The sequence below is a fragment of the Pseudogulbenkiania sp. AW2-16 genome (genome assembly GCF_056824575.1).
On record NZ_CP157668.1, the window covers coordinates 146,422 to 164,458 of the forward strand.

Consider the following 18,037-nt stretch of genomic DNA (forward strand, 5'->3'; position numbering starts at 1 on the left):
AGCGACAATTCGGCCCGGCGATGGCGGGCCTGGCGGAATCCGTGTTTCAGTGTTTGAGCCAGCGCGCGCCGGCAGGTTTCAGCAACAGCCGGCAGGTATCGGCCGGGGCCGCCTGCAGCAGCACGTTGAACGTCATCAATTGGTCGCGCCGGAAGGCGTGCAGCTTCACCGTCTCGCCCGGCTGGAAGCGCGCCAGCGCCTTGTCCAGATCGCCCACCTTCAGGCGGTCGAGCGCCACCACCACGTCGCCGCCGGAGAGGCCGGCCTGCTGCGCAGCGCCGCCATCCAGCACGTGGGTCAGCTTCACCCCGAGCGGGTCGCTGGCGCTGCGCACGCCCAGGACCGCCCGCGCCGGCTTGCCTGCCAGCGCGTCGACCACACCACCGCGGTCGTTCGCCCCCTCGGCCGGCGCCAGCGCCATCTCCACCCCCTGGCTTGCCAGCAACTCCGGCAGCGGCAGGTCGACGGTGGAGCGCAGCACACGATCGAAGAAGGCGCGCAGATCGAGTCCGGTGGCCTCTGCCGCGAGGCGCTCCCACTCGTCCTCGGCCAGACCCTGGCCGTCGGCCAGCCACTTCTGCCACAGGGCGCGCATCACGTCGTCGAGCGACTTGGCGTCGCCGCTCTCGCGCCGGATCAGTAAGTCCAATGCCAAGGCCGCCAAGGCACCCTTGGTGTAGTAGCTGACCAGACTGTTGGGGCTGTTCTCATCCTGACGATAGTACTTGGTCCAGGCGTTGAAGCTGGATTCTTCCAGGGTCTGCTTGCGCCGCCCGGCACCCCGCTCGACGCCGCTGATGGTCTCCGCGAGCAGGCCAAGGTAACGTTTCTCGTCGATCAGCCCGCAGCGCACCAGGGTCAGCTCGTCGTAGTACGAAGTCACCCCCTCGAACGCCCACAGCAGGCGGGTATGGTTTTCCCGGCTCAGGTCGTAGGGGAGAATGCCGCCGGCTTCAGGCGCTTGACGTTCCAGCTGTGGAAGTATTCGTGGCTGATCAGCCCCAAGAGGCGCAGATAGCCGTCGCCGATGGTCTTGTCGCCCGCCTGCGGCAGGTCGTCGCGATTGGCCAACAGCGCGGTCGAGGCGCGATGCTCCAGCCCGCCGTAGACGTCCTTGCCGACGTAGAGCAGAAACACGTAGCGCTCGAACGGCGCAGGTTGGCCGAACAGATTGATCTGCCATTCGCAGATCTTCTTCACGTCGCGAGCCAGGCGCTTGAGGTCGGCACGGAAACGGCCGGCGACGACAAACTCGTGCGGCACGCTGCAGGCCTTGAAGCTGACCCGTTCGAACGCCCCCATCTCCACCGGGTGATCGATCAGCTCGTCGTAATCGGCTGCGCGGTAGACACCGAACCCGGATTTTTTCTTGACCTCGTGCGCCGGCAGGCTAGTGGCCAGCTGCCAGTCGGCGAATGCCTTGCCCGCGGGCGGCAGGATCGCCACCTCGCAGGGGCTACTTTGGTAGCCTTCCGCCATCAGGAACACGCTGCTACCGTTAAAAAAGCCGCGCTCGCCATCGAGGTACGCGCCCCGCACCGACAGGTCGAAACAGTAGACCTGATAGCGCAGGGTCAAGGTCCCCGCCACCGGCGCCGCCTGCCAGCTGTGCTTGTCGAGCTGGGTCAACGCCACCGCCTGTCCGGCGGACTCGGCCTGCAGCGTCACGATCTGGCGGGCGAATTCGCGGATCAGGTAGCTGCCCGGAATCCAGGCCGGCAAACGCACGATCTGCCCCTCGCGGGCCGGGCGCGCCACCGTCATGACGACCTCGAACAGATGGGCTTCGGGCGAGAGGGGGATATCTGGTAGCGGACGGGCACGGTCATGGCGAATTACCTGTCATGGCGAAAAGCGCCGATTCTAGCATCGCACTGCGCGGAATGCTGCCCGGCAAGCCGAGTTGATCCAAATCAAAGGTCCCTTGCCTGATGACAATATAATCCGGAACAGTCGCAGCATCGGGTGAGAGCACCCGGGAGGGAAATTCCGCGGACCGAAATGCCGGACGATAGGCGCCAAAAGCACAAGCCACGGCTGGTCCGGCCAATGCAATTGTTTTAGAATGATCAGATAAATAAAGGGGGAAACTGCGTCTGTTGCCGCCATGAGCGAGCAGTGGCGCGCCCCGGGCAACGATCATGCCCTTGATTTATCTCAAGTTCGGAATTTCAGCGAGTTGAAGTCCCTTTCCACATGGGGACGGAAAACCGGGCTTCAAGTCGCCACGGATTGTAAAAAAGTTCTGAGTTAGCAACCTTGGAGAGAATCGTAAATGGAATCGCAATCCACTTATAACTATAAGGTGGTGCGCCAGTTTGCCATCATGACCGTCGTATGGGGCATTGTTGGCATGCTGGTGGGCGTCGTCATCGCCGCCCAGCTGGTGTGGCCGGAGCTCAATTTTGGGCCCTACTTCCACTTCGGCCGCCTGCGCCCGCTGCACACCAACGCCGTCATCTTCGCCTTCGGCGGCTGCGGCCTGTTCGCCACCTCGTACTACGTGGTGCAACGCACCTGTAACGTCCGGCTGATCTCGGACAAACTGGCTGCCTTCACCTTCTGGGGCTGGCAACTGGTGATCCTGGCCGCGGCCATCACCCTGCCGCTGGGACTCACGTCCAGCAAGGAATACGCCGAGCTCGAATGGCCGATCGATATCCTGATCACCATCGTCTGGGTCGCCTACGCCATCGTGTTCTTCGGCACCATCGCCATCCGCAAGGTCAAGCATATCTATGTAGCCAACTGGTTCTACGGTGGCTTCATCCTGGCCGTGGCGCTGCTGCACATCGTCAACAACCTGGAAATCCCGGTGACGATGTGGAAGTCCTACTCGGTGTACAGCGGTGCCGTCGACGCCATGGTGCAATGGTGGTACGGCCACAACGCCGTGGGCTTCTTCCTGACCGCCGCCTTCCTCGGCATGATGTACTACTTCGTACCGAAGCAGGCTGGTCGCCCGGTGTACTCCTACCGCCTGTCCGTCGTGCACTTCTGGGCGCTGATCTTCACCTACATGTGGGCCGGCCCGCACCATCTGCACTACACCGCCCTGCCTGACTGGACCCAGTCCGTCGGCATGGTGTTCTCGCTGATTCTGTTCGCACCGTCCTGGGGTGGCATGATCAACGGCATCATGACCCTGTCCGGCGCCTGGCACAAACTGCGCACCGACCCGATCCTGAAGTTCCTGGTGGTCTCGCTGTCGTTCTACGGCATGTCCACCTTCGAAGGCCCGATGATGGCCATCAAGACCGTGAACGCCCTGTCGCACTACACCGACTGGACCATTGGCCACGTGCACTCCGGCGCTCTGGGCTGGGTCGGCTTCATCACCATCGGCTCGATGTACTACCTGCTGCCGCGCCTGTTCGGCCGTGAAGAAATGCACAGCGTCAAGCTGATCGAAGCTCACTTCTGGCTCGCTACCGTCGGCGTGGTGCTGTACATCGCCGCACTGTGGATTTCCGGCGTGATGCAGGGCCTGATGTGGCGCGCACTGAACCCGGACGGCACCCTGACCTACGCCTTCGCCGAAGTCGTCAAGGCCACCTACCCGTACCACTTTGTCCGCCTCTTGGGTGGTGCCCTGTACCTGACCGGTATGCTGGTCATGGCTTACAACACCTTCCGTACCGTCACTGCCGGTCGCGCCGTTGACGCCAAGATCCCGTCCGTCACCGCCTCGGCACACGCTTAAGCGGAAAGGGTTAAGAAGAACATGGAAAAGATTCAGAAACTGGTTGAAGAGCACGTCGGCTACCTGATCGTATTGACCGTCCTGGTGATCAGCGTGGCCGGCCTGGTGGAAATCGTACCGCTGATGTTCCAGAAATCCACCACCGAGCCGGTCGCCGGCGTCAAGCCGTACAACGCGCTGCAACTGGCGGGGCGTGACATCTACATCCGCGAAGGCTGCCACGTCTGCCACTCGCAGATGATCCGCCCGTTCCGTGCCGAAACCGAGCGTTACGGTCACTACTCCGTGGCCGGCGAGTCGGTTTACGACCACCCGTTCCTGTGGGGTTCCAAGCGTACCGGCCCGGACTTGGCCCGTGTCGGCGGCCGCTATTCCGACGAATGGCACCGCGTGCACCTGACCAACCCGCGCGACGTGGTACCGGAATCCAACATGCCGGCCTTCCCGTGGCTGGCCAAGAACCTGGTCGACGCCGAAGTGCTGCCGAAGAAGATGGCCGCACTGCGCAAGGTAGGCGTGCCGTACACCGACAAGGACATCGCCGAGGCAACCGCCCAGGCGCAAGGCAAGTCGGAACTGGACGCTGTCATCGCCTACCTGCAAGGTCTCGGTCTTGCACTCAAGAACGTACGTTAAGCCATGGATTGGACCAATCTGGGGCGCAGCCTGTTCACGGTGTTCTGCTTCGTCGTGTTCATCGTGATCCTGCTGGGGGCCTACAGCAAGAAATCCAAGAAACGGTACGAGGAGGCAGCCAACCAGCTGTTCCTCGATGACGACAAGGTGCAGGAGGCCGGCAAGGACTCGCCGGCCTCCAACGGAGCAAAACAATGAGTGATTTCGTAAGTGATTTCTGGGGCGTATACATCGCCGTCGTGGTAATCGTCGGCATCGTAGGCCTCGCCTACCTGCTCTTCAGCCAGTCCAAGACCAACCTGAAGAAGGGCGAGAAGGTCGAGACCGTCGGCCATGTCTGGGACGACGACCTGGAGGAGTACAACAACCCACTGCCGCGCTGGTGGATGATGCTGTTCTACATCACCCTGGTGTTCGGCGCGGTGTACCTGGTGCTCTACCCCGGCCTTGGAACCTTCAAGGGTATCCGCGGCTGGACGTCGGTCGGCCAGTACAACGAGGAGCGCAGCCAGGCCGAAGCCAAGTACCAGCCGCTGTACGACAAGTTCCTGAAGCAGGACATCCAGACCGTGGCGGCCAATCCGGAAGCCCAGGCCATGGGCAAGCGCCTGTTCCAGACCTACTGCGTGCAGTGCCATGGTTCTGACGCCCGCGGCGCCAAGGGGTTCCCGAACCTGACCGACAACGACTGGCTGCATGGCGGCACGCCGCAGAAGATCGAGGAGACCATCACCATCGGCCGTCACGGTCAGATGCCGGCCTGGGGTGCGGCATTCGGCGAGGAAAAGGTCAAGGACGTGGCCAACTACGTGATGTCGCTGTCCGGCAAGAAACATGACGCCGACCGCGCGGCTCGCGGCAAGGAGACCTTCTCCGCCGTGTGCGCGGCCTGCCATGGCCCGGACGGCAAAGGCAACCAGGCCATGGGGGCTCCAAACCTGACCGACAACATCTGGCTGTACGGTGGTACCGAAAAGACCATCATCGAGACCATCACCAACGGTCGCAACAACCAGATGCCGGCCTGGAAGGACTTCCTCGGCGAAGGCAAGGTACACCTGCTGGCGTCCTACGTCTGGGGGCTGTCCAACAACACCAAGGCTCAGTAAGTCTTGATTCGCAATACTGCCCGCTCGTCGCGGGCAGTATTGCTTGGCACCAATGCTTAGTATGCAAACATAATATAAAATTTTTAATAGAAGCTTTCGGCAAATCGGTATACACCGCTTTCCCAAAATCTTTTCGCAGGAAATCACGATGCCCGAATCACTGAAAGATATCCCCATCAAGGTGGAGCAACGTGCCACGCAGAAGAATGCGGCACAGGACACCACGGAAGTGTCGTTGTACGAAGAGCGTCAGAAAATCTATCCGCGCAGCGTCAAAGGCCTGTTCAACAACTGGCGCATCGTGTTCGTGCTGGGCACTCAGCTCGTCTTCTTCGGCATTCCCTGGCTGATGTGGAACGGTCGCCAGGCCGTGCATTTCGACCTGGTCAACCGCCAGTTCCACCTGTTCGGGCTGACCATCTGGCCGCAGGACTTCGTCTATCTCGCCGCCCTCCTGATATGCAGCGCCTTCGGTCTGTTTGCCTGGACCACCATCGCGGGTCGGCTGTGGTGCGGTTATTCCTGTCCGCAGACGGTGTACACCGAGATCATGCTGTGGATCGAGCAATGGGTTGAAGGCGACCGCAACAAGCGCATGAAGCTCGACAAGCAGCCGATGAACCTCACCAAGTTCCGCATCAAGTTCACCAAGCATACGCTGATGGTGCTGTTCTCCTTGGTCACCGGTTTCACCCTGGTTGGCTACTTCACGCCGATCCGGGATTTGGTCGCCGCCGCGCCGGGCTTCAATTACGGTCCGTGGGAAACGTTCTGGATGTTCTTCTACGGCGGCTTCACCTATTTGTTCGCCGGCATGATGCGCGAGCAGGTGTGCAAGTACATGTGCCCGTACGCCCGCTTCCAGGCCGTCATGTTCGACGCCGATACGCTGATCATTTCCTACGACGAGAAGCGCGGCGAACCGCGTGGCGCGCGCAAAAAAGGCCTCGACCCGCGCAGCGAAGGGCTGGGCGACTGCATCAACTGCAGCATCTGCGTGCAGGTCTGCCCGGTCGGCATCGACATCCGCAACGGTTTGCAATACGAATGCATCGGCTGTGCCGCCTGTATCGACGGCTGCGACGAGGTCATGGACAAGATGGGCTACCCGCGTGGCCTGATCCGCTACACCACGGAAAATGCCCTGGAAGGCAAATACAGCGAGAAGGAGATCGTCTCGCGCCTGAAACGGCCGCGCGTGGTGCTGTACTCGCTGCTTCTGCTCACCATTCTGATCGCTGCCGTCGTCTCGTTCTCGCAACGCAAGCCGTTCAAGGTGGACATTATCCGTGACCGCGCCTCGCTGGTCAGGGAAACCGACGAAGGCTGGCTGGAGAACAGCTATAGCGTAAAAATCATCAACGTCTCGGAACGAACCCAGCGCTTCCAGCTCACAGTCGAGGGCCTGCCGGGAATCAAGCTGGAAACCGACAAGCCGATCATCACGGTCAAGGGTACCGAAACCGAAACCGTGCCGGTACGTGTCGAGGCCGACCCGCAATACGCCACCAAGGGCAGCCACGAAATCCACTTCGTGATCCAGTCCGCCGACGATCAGGCGCTGCGCGTGGAAGAAAAATCAAGTTTCATCGGAGAATAAGAGATGCAGAAGGCCCTCAATGTTTCGCGTCCCTGGTATCGGGAGCGCTGGCCATGGCTGCTGATGGCGGGCCCAGCTATCGTCGTGATCGCGGCCTTCGTCACCTTCGGCATCGCGATCAAGAGCGACGACGGCATGGTGGTGGACGACTACTACCAGCAAGGCAAGGAGATCAACAAGCAGTTGCATCGCGATGAGGTGGCCAAGGCCATGGGGCTGTCGGCCCAGGTTCTGTTCAGTGACGACATGCGCCAGGTGCGCGTCATCACCAGCAGCAAGCAGCCGCTGCCGGCCGAGCTGGAGTTGCAGCTCCTGCACCCCGCCCAGGACGACTTCGACCAGCACATCACACTGCACCGCGTCAGCGACAACGTCTACCAGGGCACAGTGAAGCCCGCGCCGGCCAACCACTGGTATCTGCACCTGGAAGACAAGAGCAAGCAGTGGCGGGTGCAGGGCGATTGGCGCTCGGCCGAAGGCAACCAGGTTCTGCTCGGCACCCCTGCCCTGACCCCGGTGGAGAACTGAGATGAAGCGCCGACACGCCCTGCTGGGACTGGCCGCACTGGTGTTGAGCGGCTGCGCCACGCAGGGCGGCTATACGCCCGCCTACCTCAACGGCACCGTGTCGCTGGCGGGCGGCCCGCTCGAGCGCGCTGGCAGCATGGTGCGTGTGACCCTGCTCGATGTCAGCCACAGCGATGCTCCGCCGCGCGTTCTGGCGGAACAATACCTGGAACAGCCCCCCGCCTTCCCCGCCGGGTTCTCGCTGTGCTATGACCGCCACGCCATCCAGGCCGATGGGCGCTACGTCGTGGAGGCACGGGTCTTCGTCGATGGCGAGCTGCGCCTGGCCAGCCGCGAGCCACGCCGGGTATTGGACGGCTCCAGTGCCACGGTGGAAATCAGCGCCGAGCCGGTGGCACGCTGAGCGCTGTGCCGGATCAAAAAAACGGGGAGCCAGGCTCCCCGTTTTCATTCCAGCCTCAAACCGGCCGCAGCCGTGCAGTGAAGTGGCGCAGAATCGGCGGCTCGTAATCGAAGCGCAAGCCGCGGATCGAGGCGGCACGCCGCTTGACGTCGATCAGGCAGTCGGCGATGTAGTCCATGTGGTCATTGGTATACACCCGGCGCGGAATGGTCAGACGCAGCAGCTCGAATGGCGACGGCTCCTGGGCGCCGGTCTGGGGATTGCGCCCGAGCAGCAGCGAGCCGATCTCGACACCGCGGATGCCGCCCTCCAGATACAGCTCGCACGCCAGCGCGTGGGCGGGGAACTGCTCGGCCGGGATATGCGGCAACAGCTTTTTCGCGTCGACAAACACCGCGTGTCCGCCGGTCGGGGTCTGGATCGGCACGCCGCCCGCGCGTAGCCGCTCACCCAGGTAGGCCACCTGGCCGATCCGGTAGCTCAGGTAGTCCTGGTCCATGCCCTCCTTCAGCCCCAGCGCCATGGCCTCCATGTCACGACCGGCCAGGCCACCGTAGGTGACGAAACCTTCCATGGGCACACAGCGCACCTGCACCGCGTGGAACAGCTCGATATCGTCCTTGAAGCAGCACAGGCCGCCGATATTGACCAGTGCGTCCTTCTTCGACGACATGGTGAACATGTCGCCATGGCTGAACATCTCACGCACGATGTCGGCGATGGCATGCCCGGCGTAATCCGGGTCGCGCTGCTGGATGAACCAGGCGTTCTCGGCGAAGCGCGCCGCGTCGATGATAACCGGGATGCCGTGGGCACGCGCCAGTTTGCTGGCTTCGCGGATGCTGTGCATCGACATCGGCTGGCCGCCGGCGCTGTTGCAGGTGATGGTGACGATCAGTCCGGCCACGTTGTCGGCACCGACCTCGGCGATCGTTTCGGCCAACCTTGGCAGGTCAAAATCGCCCTTCCAGTTGTAAGCGGTCTCGGTATCGAAGGCCTGCGGCGTCAGCACATTGATGGCGCGGGCACCGGCGATCTCGACGTGCGCCTTGGTGGTGTCGAAGTGGTAGTTGGACAGGAACACCGGCGCCGTACCCTTGACGCGCTTGACCAGTTCCGGGAACAAAATCTGCTCGGCCCCTCGCCCCTGGTGCGTCGGAATGGTATGCGCGTAGCCGAACACCTCCCTGACCGTATCGGCCAAGTGGTAAAAATTGCGGCTGCCGGCATAGGCTTCGTCGCCCATCATCAGCCCGGCCCATTGCCGGTCGCTCATCGCACCGGTGCCGCTGTCGGTCAGGAGGTCAATATAGACGTCTTCGGCGCGCAGCAAGAAGGGATTCCAGCCGGCCTGCACGAGTGCTTGATGGCGTTGTTCGGGGGTGGTTTGTTTGATCGGTTCCACCATCTTGATGCGGAACGGTTCGGGAATGCGACGTGCCATGAGAGTCTCCCGGCTGTCGGCCGGCCGCGGGCGCAACAACGCCAGGCGCGACGAGAGCGACAGCCTCTGTCTTCAGTTTAAACGGTATACGGGGAAAAGACGGATGCCACCGAGCGGCGGCGGAGAAACTCAGGCGCGGGGGAAGTCGTCGGCGAGGACGACGTCGAGGGTGTACCAGTTCATGGGCAGGCTATTGCGGTTGGCCCCTGCCCGGGTCAAGCAAGCCAACGTGTTCATGGAAGTAGCACCTTGAAAAGCATTGCCGGATGGCCAGGCGAGACTACTCCACTCCATCTGCTCCGGCAAGCGCTGCAGGAAAACGGCCGCGCAGATCGCTATCGGCCCCCAGGGCCGTTGTATCATCGTCAGGATTCCTTAAGGGAATGACGCCAACATCGGGTAGAATTGCGCTTTCTCAAAACACACAAATCCTGCCGGGCCGACCTGCCCAGGCAGTACCCGGACGACACCAGAAATACAGGATGAAACCCACTTCTCGACCCGGCTGGCAGCGCCAAGCCTTCTATGTGCTGCTGGCGCTGATCGTGGTGCGCCTGTCGGCCATGGCCCTGATTCCGCTCAATGACACCACCGAAGCCCGTTACGCCGAGATTGCCCGCAAGATGCTGGAAACAGGCAACTGGGTGACGCTGTGGCACGATTACCAAATCCCGTTCTGGGCCAAGCCGCCGCTCTCCACCTGGTTGTCTGCCGCGTTCATGGGAGTGTTCGGGGTGAACGAGCTGGCGGCACGCCTGCCCGCCCTGCTGCTCTCCATCGGGACCGTGGCGCTGACCGCCTCGCTGGCCGCCGCACGCAGCGGTCGCGATGCCGCTCTGGCCTGCGTGCTGGTACTCGCCAGCGGCCTGCTGTTCTTCCTCGCGGCCGGCACGGTGATGACCGACCCGGCGCTGATGTTCTCCGTCACCCTGATCCAGACCGCCTTCTGGCATGCGCTGGCCCAGCATAGCCGGCGCTGGGGCTATCTGTTCTTCGTCGGCATGGGGGTCGGACTCTTGGCCAAGGGGCCGGTCGCCATCGTACTGGCGGCGATGCCGATCGGGCTGTGGGTGATCGTCCGCAAGCAATGGAAACCCTTGTGGCAGCATCTGCCCTGGTTCGGCGGTCTCGTGCTCACGCTGCTGATCGCCGCCCCTTGGTACCTGCTGGCGGAACACCGCACCCCGGGCTTCCTCAATTACTTCATCATGGGCGAGCACGTCTCCCGCTTCCTCGATCCGGGCTGGAAAGGCGACCGCTACGGCTTCGCCCACGCCACCCCGCACGGCATGATCTGGCCCTATACCGTGGCTGCCCTGCTGCCGTGGTCGCTGGCGATGCTGCCCTGGCTGGCACGCCAGCGCCGCCGCCTGCCGGCCCTGTGTCGCGACCAGGACGGCTGGCTGCTGTACACCGCCCTGTGGACCGTGATGACGCTGCTGTTCTTCAGCCTCTCCGGCAACATCATCTGGCCCTATTCGATGCCGATGCTGCCGGGCTTTGCCTTGCTGTTTGCCGAGTTGTGGCAACGTGCGGACCTGCCACAGCGCGGCCGCTGGCTACCGGCTCTGGGTCTGGTCAGCGCCGTGATCGCGCTGGCAGCCACCGCCGCCTTCGTACTGCGGCCCGAGGCGGTCGGACGCAGCCAGAAACGGTTGATCGAAGCCTGGCAGCACGAACAGCCGAGCCCGGACAGCCAGTTGCTGTACTGGGACCGCCGACGCGAGTTTTCGGCGGAGTTTTATTCCGCCGGCCGCGCCCGCAGCAGTACCGATTCGGCACGTTTCGAGGCGCTGCTGCACAATACGACGCGCGACTACATCGCCGTCGACGCCAAGGAAGTCGCGGAGCTGCCGCCGGCAGTACGGGCCGGCTTCGAAGAAATCGGCCGCTTCCGCAACCTGAAAGACGTTATCCTGCTGCTGCGCGAACACCAGCCGCCACGCCTCGCTGCGCCAGCCACTGAGCCTCTCCGGAGCCCGACATGAAGGAAGAGATCGTTCCTCCCTACCTGCTTGGCCTGCACGCGGCCGAGCGCCCCGCTGATCCATTGGTAAGCTGCATCATCCCGGCCTACAACGAGGCCGAGAACATCGTGCCGCTGTTGCAGACGCTGCACGGACTGCTAAAGGAGCATGGCTATCGCCATGAGCTGATCGTGGTCGACGACGGCAGCCGCGATGCCACGGTGGAAAAAGTACTGAGCGAAACGGCCCCTCTGCCGGTGACCCTGGTACAGCTGTCGCGCAACTTCGGCAAGGAGATCGCGCTGACCGCCGGGGTCAACCAGGCCGGGGGGGATGTGGCGGTGCTGATCGACGGCGACTTCCAGCATCCGCCCGAGTTGGTGCCGGAATTCCTGGCGCACTGGCGCCGCGGCTACGACATGGTGTACAGCGTACGCTCCAGCCGCGAAGGCGAGAGCCTGGCGAAGCGCTGCTTCACCCGCGTGTTCTACACCCTGCTGAATACCGGGGCTCGGCTGAAGATTCCGGAAAACACGCAGGACTTCCGCGTGCTCGACCGCAACATCCTCGACGCCCTGCGCGCCATGCCGGAGCGCGACCGCTTCATGAAAGGGCTGTACAACTGGGTCGGCTTCACCCGGCTCGGGCTGGAGACCCATACCAACGCCCGCCGTTCAGGCCAGAGCAGTTTCAACTTCAAGCGCCTGCTCGATCTCGGGCTGACCGGACTGACCTCGTTCTCCACCATGCCGCTGCGCATCTGGACCCTGGTCGGCAGCGCCATTTCGCTGGTGGCGATCGGCTACGCCTTCTACGAGGTGTTCCGCACCCTGGTCTACGGCAACCCGCTGCACGGCTGGCCGACGCTGGCGGTCGCGGTGACCTTCCTCGGCGGCATCCAGTTGCTCTCGATAGGCATCCTCGGCGAATACGTCGGACGGATTTTCGACGAAGTGAAGCAGCGTCCGAATTACCTGATCAGCCGTATCGTCTCCCCGGCCGACAAGGAACACGCCCCGCACCATGAAACGTGAACTGCTGGTATTCGGCTGCGTCGGCGTCAGCGCCATGCTGGCGCACTTCGTCATCGTCAGCCTGTGGCTGGTGCCGCTGGGCCTGCCGCCGCTGGCGGCCAATGTCGCCGCCTTTCTGCTGGCATTCCAGATCAGCTACTGGGGACACCGCCGGCTGACTTTCCAGGCCCACCATGTCCCACACCGCCAGTCGCTGCCGCGTTTTTTCGGCGTGGCCAGCCTGAGTTTCGGATTGAATGAGGCCCTGTACTTCGTGCTGTTGCGCTTCACCGCGCTGGATTACCGCAGCGCCCTGCTGCTGGTGCTGGTGCTGGTGGCCGTGTTCACCTTCGCGCTGAGCAAGCTGTGGGCCTTTGCCGGGAAGCATCCGGCATGAGCCGCCGCCTGACCCTGTGCGCCGACGATTTCGCGCAGTCGCCCGCCATCAGCGCAGGGATTCTCGAGCTCCTGGAACGCCGCCGCCTGAGCGCCACCAGCGTGTTCAGCCTGTCGCCGCTGTGGCCGGCGCTGGCCGGTGAGCTGGCGCAACGAGCCCCCGATGCCGACATCGGCCTGCACTGCAACCTGACCCACCCGTTCGACGACAGCGCGCGGCCGCTCGGCCACTGGCTGCTCTACAGCCAGCTCCGTCTGCTGTCGCGCCCGGCCTTGCGCGCTACACTGCTGCGCCAGATCGACGCCTTCGCCGAGCATTTTGGCCGGCTCCCGGACTACCTCGACGGCCACCAGCACGTTCATGCCCTGCCGGTGGTACGCGACGCGCTGCTCGAGGCCGTGGCGCTGCGCTGGAACGGCCGGGCTCGACCCTATCTGCGGGCACCGGACCGGCTCGGTGACAGCGGCGACAGCCCGGGCAAGGGGATGGTGCTCAAGGCGCTGTGCGTCGGCTTCACCGGCATGGCCCGGCATCGCGGCCTGAGCACGCCAGGCTGGTTCGGCGGGCTGTACTCCTTGACGGCGGAGGCGGATTTTCCCGGTCTGATGCGGCGCTGGCTGCAGCGCTGCCAAGACGGCGGCCTGATCATGTGCCACCCGGGGCTGCCGGCCGAGGACTGCAGCGACCCGATCGGTGCGGCACGACAGCAGGAATACCGCTATCTGGCCAGCGCGGCCTTCGAGGAAGACTGCCAACGCAACGACATCGTTCTGGAACGCTTCGCCCAACCGCTCAGGCTGGGGAGTTGAGAACCGGCCAGGGCAGCGCCTCGGATTGCCACTCCGGTTTTTGCAGAGCGGCCTGCAACGCCTCGGAGAGGAACTGCGCACCGTGCCGGGGCGGACAGACGAAGTGGAAGCGTGCGCCATCCAGGTGGAACGCCAGCGAGTAGGCGTGCAGATAGCCCCGGTCGGACGGCGTGCCGCCGTACAGTTCGTCCCCCAGGATCGAAGCTGACAGACTTTTCAGCGCCACGCGCAGCTGGTGCGTCTTGCCGCTGTGCGGACGCAGGATGAACAGCCGCAGCCCCGGCGCCAGCGAAAAGCTGAAGAACTGGGTGATGGCGGGGTTGGCCGAAGACGGCAGCAGACGCCAGGCACCGCCGCGCCCCTTGACCATGTCCCCCCGCACCAGTCCCTGCTTCTTCTGCGGCTTGCGGTCCGACAGCGCCAGGTAATATTTCTCGATCTCGCGTGCGGCGAAGGCTTCGGCCAACCTTGACGCCACCTCGGCCGAGCGCGCCACCAGCAACAGCCCCGAGGTGAGCCGGTCAAGACGATGCACCGGCCACAAGGCGTCATCGGCCAATTGCGCGCGCAGTGCCTCCATCAGCCCGGCCTCGTCGCCCTGACGATGAAAACTCACGCCGGGATGCTTGGCGATGACGTAGAAACGGGGATCGGTGGCAATCAGGTCGAACACGGCGCACTCACCATGAAAAAGAGGCCGATTCTAACAGCGAAGCGGCCTCTGGTTTTCAGTCTTGCTCAGGACAACGCTTCGTTCATGCGCGCCTCGGCCTCCATGCGCATGCGCTTGCGGATCTCCGCGTCGCGGAAGCGCTTGCGATGGGTCTCGGTATCGAGCGACAGCGCCGGCACCGCCGCCGGCTTGCCCTGCTCCATCGCCACCATGGTGAAGTAACAACTGTTGGTGTGACGCACCGTACGCTGCTGGATGTCTTCGGCCACCACCTTGATGCCGACTTCCATCGAGGTACGGCCGACGTGGTTGACGCTGGCGTAGAACGTCACCAGCTCGCCGACGTGGATCGGCTGCTTGAACAATACCTGGTCCACCGACAGCGTCACCACGTAGCAGCCGGCGTAGCGGCTGGCACAGGCGTAGGCCACCTGGTCCAGCAGCTTCAGCAGCACGCCGCCGTGCACATTGCCGGAGAAGTTCGCCATATCGGGCATCATCAGTACCGACATCACCAGCTCGCGCTGCGTCGGATGATTGCTCGTTTCAGTCATTTTCTGTGTTCCCTGGGTCATTATCTATCTGTTATGTACTGCAGTAGAATCGCTGTCTACCGCTCCCCGGACGATACCATGAACGCCCTTTCGCGACTGTTCGACTACGCGCGCCAGTACCGGCGGGATGCCCGCCTCGCCGCACTGTACTCGGTGCTCAACAAGTTCTTCGACATCCTGCCCGAGGTGCTGATCGGCGTCGCCGTCGACGTGGTGGTCAACAAGCAAGCTTCGTTCCTGGCACGCTTCGGCATCACCGACACCATGCAGCAGTTGCTGCTGCTGGGCTTGCTGACGGTGCTGATCTGGGGCGGCGAATCGTTGTTCCAGTTCCTGTACGAGGTCAAGTGGCGCAACCTGGCACAAAGCCTGCAGCACGCACTACGGCTGGAGGCCTACCGCCATGTACAGAAGCTGCCACTCGCCTACTTCGAGAACAAGAGCACCGGCAAGCTGATGGCCATCCTCAACGACGACATCAACCAGATGGAGCGCTTTCTCAACGGCGGCGCCAACAGCATCATCCAGGTGTTCTGCTCCTCGCTGATGGTCGGCGCGGTATTCTTCCTGCTGGCACCCAAACTGGCGCTGATCTCGCTCCTGCCGGTGCCGCTGATCCTGTACGGCACCTTCTGGTTCCAGCGCCGCCTCGCGCCGCGCTACGCCGAGGTGCGCGAGGCCGCCGGCGTCATCAACGGCCGCCTCAACAACAACCTGCTCGGCATCGCCACCATCAAGGCCTTCACCGCCGAAGAGTTCGAAGCCGCCCACATTCACGACGCCAGCGAGCATTACCGCCGCACCAACGCGCGCGCCATCCAGCTCTCGGCCGCCATCACCCCGGTGATCCGCATGGCCATCCTGGCGGGCTTCGTCGCCACCCTGGTCTACGGCGGCTGGATGGCGACCCACGGCGAAATCGGTGTCGGCAGCTACTCGGTGCTGGTCTACCTGACCCAGCGCCTGCTGTGGCCGCTTACCGGGCTTGCCGACATCGCCGACCTATACCAGCGCTCGATGGCCTCGATCGAGCGCGTGCTGGGGGTGCTGGCCACGCCCCAGACCATCCCCTACGAGGGCCGTCATCTCGCAGCGGAACACGTCGCCGGACGGCTGGAATTCGACGCACTATCCTTCGCCTACGCCGACGCCCCCACGCTGCAGGACGTCACGCTCACCATCGAGCCCGGCCAGACCGTCGCCTTCGTCGGCGCCACTGGCTCCGGTAAGAGCACGCTGGTGAAACTGCTGCTGCGCTTCTACCAGCCCCAGGCCGGACAGATCCGCCTCGACGGTCACGACATCCAGCAGCTCGACCTGACCGACCTGCGCCGCGCCATCGGCTACGTCAGCCAGGACGTGTTCCTGACCGACGGCAGCGTGGCCGACAACATCGGCTACGGCCTGGGCCAGGTCAGCCGCGAGGCGATCGTGGCCGCCGCCAAGGCGGCGGAAGCACACGATTACATCGAACGCCTGCCGCAGGGCTACGACACCCAGATCGGCGAGCGCGGCCAGAAACTGTCGGGCGGCCAGCGCCAGCGCCTGGCCTTGGCGCGCGCCATCCTGAAGAATCCGCCAGTACTGGTGCTGGACGAGGCCACCAGCGCGGTGGACAACGAAACCGAGGCCGCCATCCAGCGCTCACTCGACGTCATCTCGCGTACCCGCACCACCCTGGTGATCGCCCACCGCCTGTCCACCGTACGCCACGCCCACTGCATCCACGTCATGGAGCACGGCACCATCGTCGAGTCCGGCACCCACGACAGTCTGCTGGCGCAAAACGGCAGCTACGCTGCGCTGTGGCGGCTGCAGACCGGCGAGCGCTCCGTTCTCGACAGTCCGCCGAGCCTGGTCTGAGTCCGGGCCAGGGCCCAGGCGCGGCTCGCGCCCGGGTTACGCTAATCAAGTGATTGTTTAACAATTGTTAAGACGCCGGGATTCACGGCAACCCTGCGTCTATAATCCCGCCCAAGTTGGCCCCAGGCAGCGCCGCGGCAAGCCGGTCGTCCCGTGCTAGCGGCTGCACCCACCCTGCCATCACCCCCAGGTCACGCCACGCGCACGCCTGTCCCGATTCCCGACTGTTACTCCGTGGAGGCACTCATGTTCAAACACTCGAAAACCCTGCTCACCGCCGCCGTCGCCCTGAGCGTCGGCCTCGCCGCCTGCACCACCAACCCGCAGACCGGCCAAAGCCAGATGAGCAAGACCGCCATGTACGGCCTCGGCGCCGCCGCCGCCTGTGGCATTGCCGGTGCCGCCACCCACGGCAGCAAGGGCGCACGCAACGCGGCGCTGGGCTGCGGCATCGTCGGCGCCGGCGTGGGCGCCTACATGGACTACCAGGAAAAACAGCTGCGCGACAAGCTGGCCAACACCCAGGTCGGCGTCGACCGCGTCGGCGACCAGATCAAGCTGACCATGCCGGACAACATCACCTTTGCCGTCAACAGCGCCGAGCTGCAGCCTTCCGTACGCACGGCGCTGACCGATGTCTCCAACGTGCTGACCCAGTACCCGGATACCACCATCACCGTCGCCGGGCACACCGACAACACCGGCAACGCGGCCTACAACCAGACGCTGTCGCAGCGCCGTGCCCAGTCCGTCGCGGGCTTCCTGCAATCGCGTGGCGTCGCCGGCAGCCGTATCAACCCTGTCGGCTACGGCCAGAACCAGCCGATCGCCAGCAACGCCACGGCCGAAGGCCGCGCCAAGAACCGCCGTGTGGAAATCCTGATCAACCCAAAAGCCAGCTGATCGCCGCACCCGGCATGACAATCCAACCGGAGGCGTGTCCTCCGGTTTTTTGTTTTCGCCAGCGGCGGGCAAAAAAAAGGCCGACGAATAGTCGGCCTTAAAAACGCTCAGTAATGGAGGAACTACAATAAAACGCCCGCAAAGCAGCGCCCTGCGGAACCTGACCACACTACCGCAAGGCGGCAATGCACAGATCCAGGGTGGCTATGCCACCCGTCCTGTCCCCAAACATGGGGCCAGAACAATATTCGTTCAAGTCTAACCTTGCCAGGCTGTGCCCGGCTGAAGCATGCCCCAGAAGGGCAACAGCGCTGGCAGGTATCGACTCACAGCAAGGAGGAAGATCAGCGACAGTCTTCCGCGCCGACCCCACACACCCTCCTGCTGCACAACACACACAACACACAGGGAGAGCTCGTAGTATAGTGAGCCGTA

The 18,037-nt window shown here is 63.6% G+C and carries 18 protein-coding genes and 1 pseudogene; 13 read left to right on the forward strand and 6 right to left on the reverse strand.

What is annotated here, in order from left to right:
- Positions 1 to 46: 46 nt before the first annotated feature.
- The 3 genes and pseudogenes from ABKF58_RS00680 to ABKF58_RS00690 all read right to left on the reverse strand — a co-directional run bounded on the left by ABKF58_RS00680 (position 47) and on the right by ABKF58_RS00690 (position 2,143).
- Positions 47 to 595 carry a PDZ domain-containing protein gene (locus tag ABKF58_RS00680; RefSeq protein WP_482584414.1) on the reverse strand — a complete coding sequence of 183 codons (549 nt, stop codon included), beginning with the start codon at positions 593 to 595 and terminating at the stop codon, positions 47 to 49.
- Positions 596 to 721: 126 nt separating this feature from the next.
- Positions 722 to 1,764 (reverse strand): annotated as a pseudogene (locus tag ABKF58_RS00685) (M61 family metallopeptidase); the annotation flags it as partial.
- Positions 1,765 to 1,825: 61 nt separating this feature from the next.
- A complete protein-coding gene (locus tag ABKF58_RS00690; RefSeq protein ID WP_148282942.1) occupies positions 1,826 to 2,143 on the reverse strand; it encodes a hypothetical protein in 318 nt (105 codons plus the stop codon).
- 132 nt (positions 2,144 to 2,275) lie between these two features.
- Between ABKF58_RS00690 and ccoN the strand changes: the two genes are divergently transcribed.
- From ccoN to ABKF58_RS00725, 7 genes are all read left to right on the forward strand, one after another.
- Positions 2,276 to 3,703, forward strand: coding sequence for a cytochrome-c oxidase, cbb3-type subunit I (ccoN, locus tag ABKF58_RS00695; protein ID WP_014086303.1), 1,428 nt, complete (start codon positions 2,276 to 2,278; stop codon positions 3,701 to 3,703).
- A gap of 21 nt (positions 3,704 to 3,724) precedes the next feature.
- Positions 3,725 to 4,339: a cytochrome-c oxidase, cbb3-type subunit II gene (ccoO, locus tag ABKF58_RS00700; RefSeq protein ID WP_008953112.1), complete on the forward strand. Its 615-nt coding sequence runs from the start codon at positions 3,725 to 3,727 to the stop codon at positions 4,337 to 4,339.
- A gap of 3 nt (positions 4,340 to 4,342) precedes the next feature.
- The gene (locus ABKF58_RS00705) at positions 4,343 to 4,537 is read left to right on the forward strand and encodes a cbb3-type cytochrome oxidase subunit 3 (protein ID WP_008953113.1); all 195 of its coding nucleotides are present in this window, start codon (positions 4,343 to 4,345) and stop codon (positions 4,535 to 4,537) included.
- Positions 4,534 to 5,448 (forward strand): cytochrome-c oxidase, cbb3-type subunit III, encoded by a 915-nt coding sequence (gene ccoP / locus ABKF58_RS00710; RefSeq protein ID WP_008953114.1) that lies wholly within the window; start codon positions 4,534 to 4,536, stop codon positions 5,446 to 5,448. The genes ABKF58_RS00705 and ccoP overlap by 4 nt, the downstream gene beginning before the upstream one ends.
- Positions 5,449 to 5,596: 148 nt before the next feature.
- Positions 5,597 to 7,048, forward strand: coding sequence for a cytochrome c oxidase accessory protein CcoG (gene ccoG, locus ABKF58_RS00715; protein ID WP_482583040.1), 1,452 nt, complete (start codon positions 5,597 to 5,599; stop codon positions 7,046 to 7,048).
- Between the two features lie 3 nt (positions 7,049 to 7,051).
- On the forward strand, positions 7,052 to 7,576 hold the full coding sequence (locus ABKF58_RS00720) for a FixH family protein (protein ID WP_482583041.1): 525 nt from the start codon (positions 7,052 to 7,054) through the stop codon (positions 7,574 to 7,576).
- A gap of 1 nt (position 7,577) precedes the next feature.
- Positions 7,578 to 7,979: a YbaY family lipoprotein gene (locus ABKF58_RS00725; protein ID WP_008953117.1), complete on the forward strand. Its 402-nt coding sequence runs from the start codon at positions 7,578 to 7,580 to the stop codon at positions 7,977 to 7,979.
- A gap of 55 nt (positions 7,980 to 8,034) precedes the next feature.
- Here the strand turns inward: ABKF58_RS00725 and ABKF58_RS00730 are convergent, their stop codons facing one another.
- Positions 8,035 to 9,423, reverse strand: coding sequence for a tryptophanase (locus ABKF58_RS00730; protein WP_482583042.1), 1,389 nt, complete (start codon positions 9,421 to 9,423; stop codon positions 8,035 to 8,037).
- A 482-nt stretch (positions 9,424 to 9,905) separates the two neighbouring features.
- On the opposite strand from ABKF58_RS00730, the gene ABKF58_RS00735 reads away from it, so the two are divergent.
- From ABKF58_RS00735 to ABKF58_RS00750, 4 genes are read left to right on the forward strand one after another with little or no spacing between them, the layout of a single operon-like run.
- Entirely contained in the window at positions 9,906 to 11,411 is a 1,506-nt protein-coding gene (locus tag ABKF58_RS00735; RefSeq protein WP_482583043.1) for an ArnT family glycosyltransferase, read from the forward strand.
- Positions 11,408 to 12,424 carry a glycosyltransferase family 2 protein gene (locus ABKF58_RS00740; RefSeq protein WP_008953121.1) on the forward strand — a complete coding sequence of 339 codons (1,017 nt, stop codon included), beginning with the start codon at positions 11,408 to 11,410 and terminating at the stop codon, positions 12,422 to 12,424. The genes ABKF58_RS00735 and ABKF58_RS00740 overlap by 4 nt, the downstream gene beginning before the upstream one ends.
- Positions 12,414 to 12,800 (forward strand): GtrA family protein, encoded by a 387-nt coding sequence (locus ABKF58_RS00745; protein WP_008953122.1) that lies wholly within the window; start codon positions 12,414 to 12,416, stop codon positions 12,798 to 12,800. The genes ABKF58_RS00740 and ABKF58_RS00745 overlap by 11 nt, the downstream gene beginning before the upstream one ends.
- Positions 12,797 to 13,609: a ChbG/HpnK family deacetylase gene (locus ABKF58_RS00750; RefSeq protein ID WP_482583044.1), complete on the forward strand. Its 813-nt coding sequence runs from the start codon at positions 12,797 to 12,799 to the stop codon at positions 13,607 to 13,609. Before ABKF58_RS00745 ends, ABKF58_RS00750 begins: the two co-directional genes overlap by 4 nt.
- Here the strand turns inward: ABKF58_RS00750 and ABKF58_RS00755 are convergent.
- Both ABKF58_RS00755 and ABKF58_RS00760 read right to left on the reverse strand, forming a co-directional pair.
- Entirely contained in the window at positions 13,593 to 14,282 is a 690-nt protein-coding gene (locus ABKF58_RS00755) for a TIGR01621 family pseudouridine synthase (protein ID WP_482583045.1), read from the reverse strand. The two genes, ABKF58_RS00750 and ABKF58_RS00755, sit on opposite strands and share 17 nt — an antisense overlap.
- 65 nt (positions 14,283 to 14,347) lie before the next feature.
- The gene (locus tag ABKF58_RS00760; RefSeq protein ID WP_008953125.1) at positions 14,348 to 14,836 is read right to left on the reverse strand and encodes an acyl-CoA thioesterase; all 489 of its coding nucleotides are present in this window, start codon (positions 14,834 to 14,836) and stop codon (positions 14,348 to 14,350) included.
- A 78-nt stretch (positions 14,837 to 14,914) separates the two neighbouring features.
- Here ABKF58_RS00760 and ABKF58_RS00765 point away from each other — a divergent pair, with 78 nt between their 5' ends.
- Both ABKF58_RS00765 and ABKF58_RS00770 read left to right on the forward strand, forming a co-directional pair.
- Entirely contained in the window at positions 14,915 to 16,699 is a 1,785-nt protein-coding gene (locus tag ABKF58_RS00765; protein WP_482583046.1) for an ABC transporter ATP-binding protein, read from the forward strand.
- A gap of 246 nt (positions 16,700 to 16,945) precedes the next feature.
- Positions 16,946 to 17,602, forward strand: coding sequence for a YiaD family glycine zipper/OmpA-like lipoprotein (locus ABKF58_RS00770; protein ID WP_482583047.1), 657 nt, complete (start codon positions 16,946 to 16,948; stop codon positions 17,600 to 17,602).
- The last annotated feature ends 435 nt before the right edge of the window (positions 17,603 to 18,037 follow it).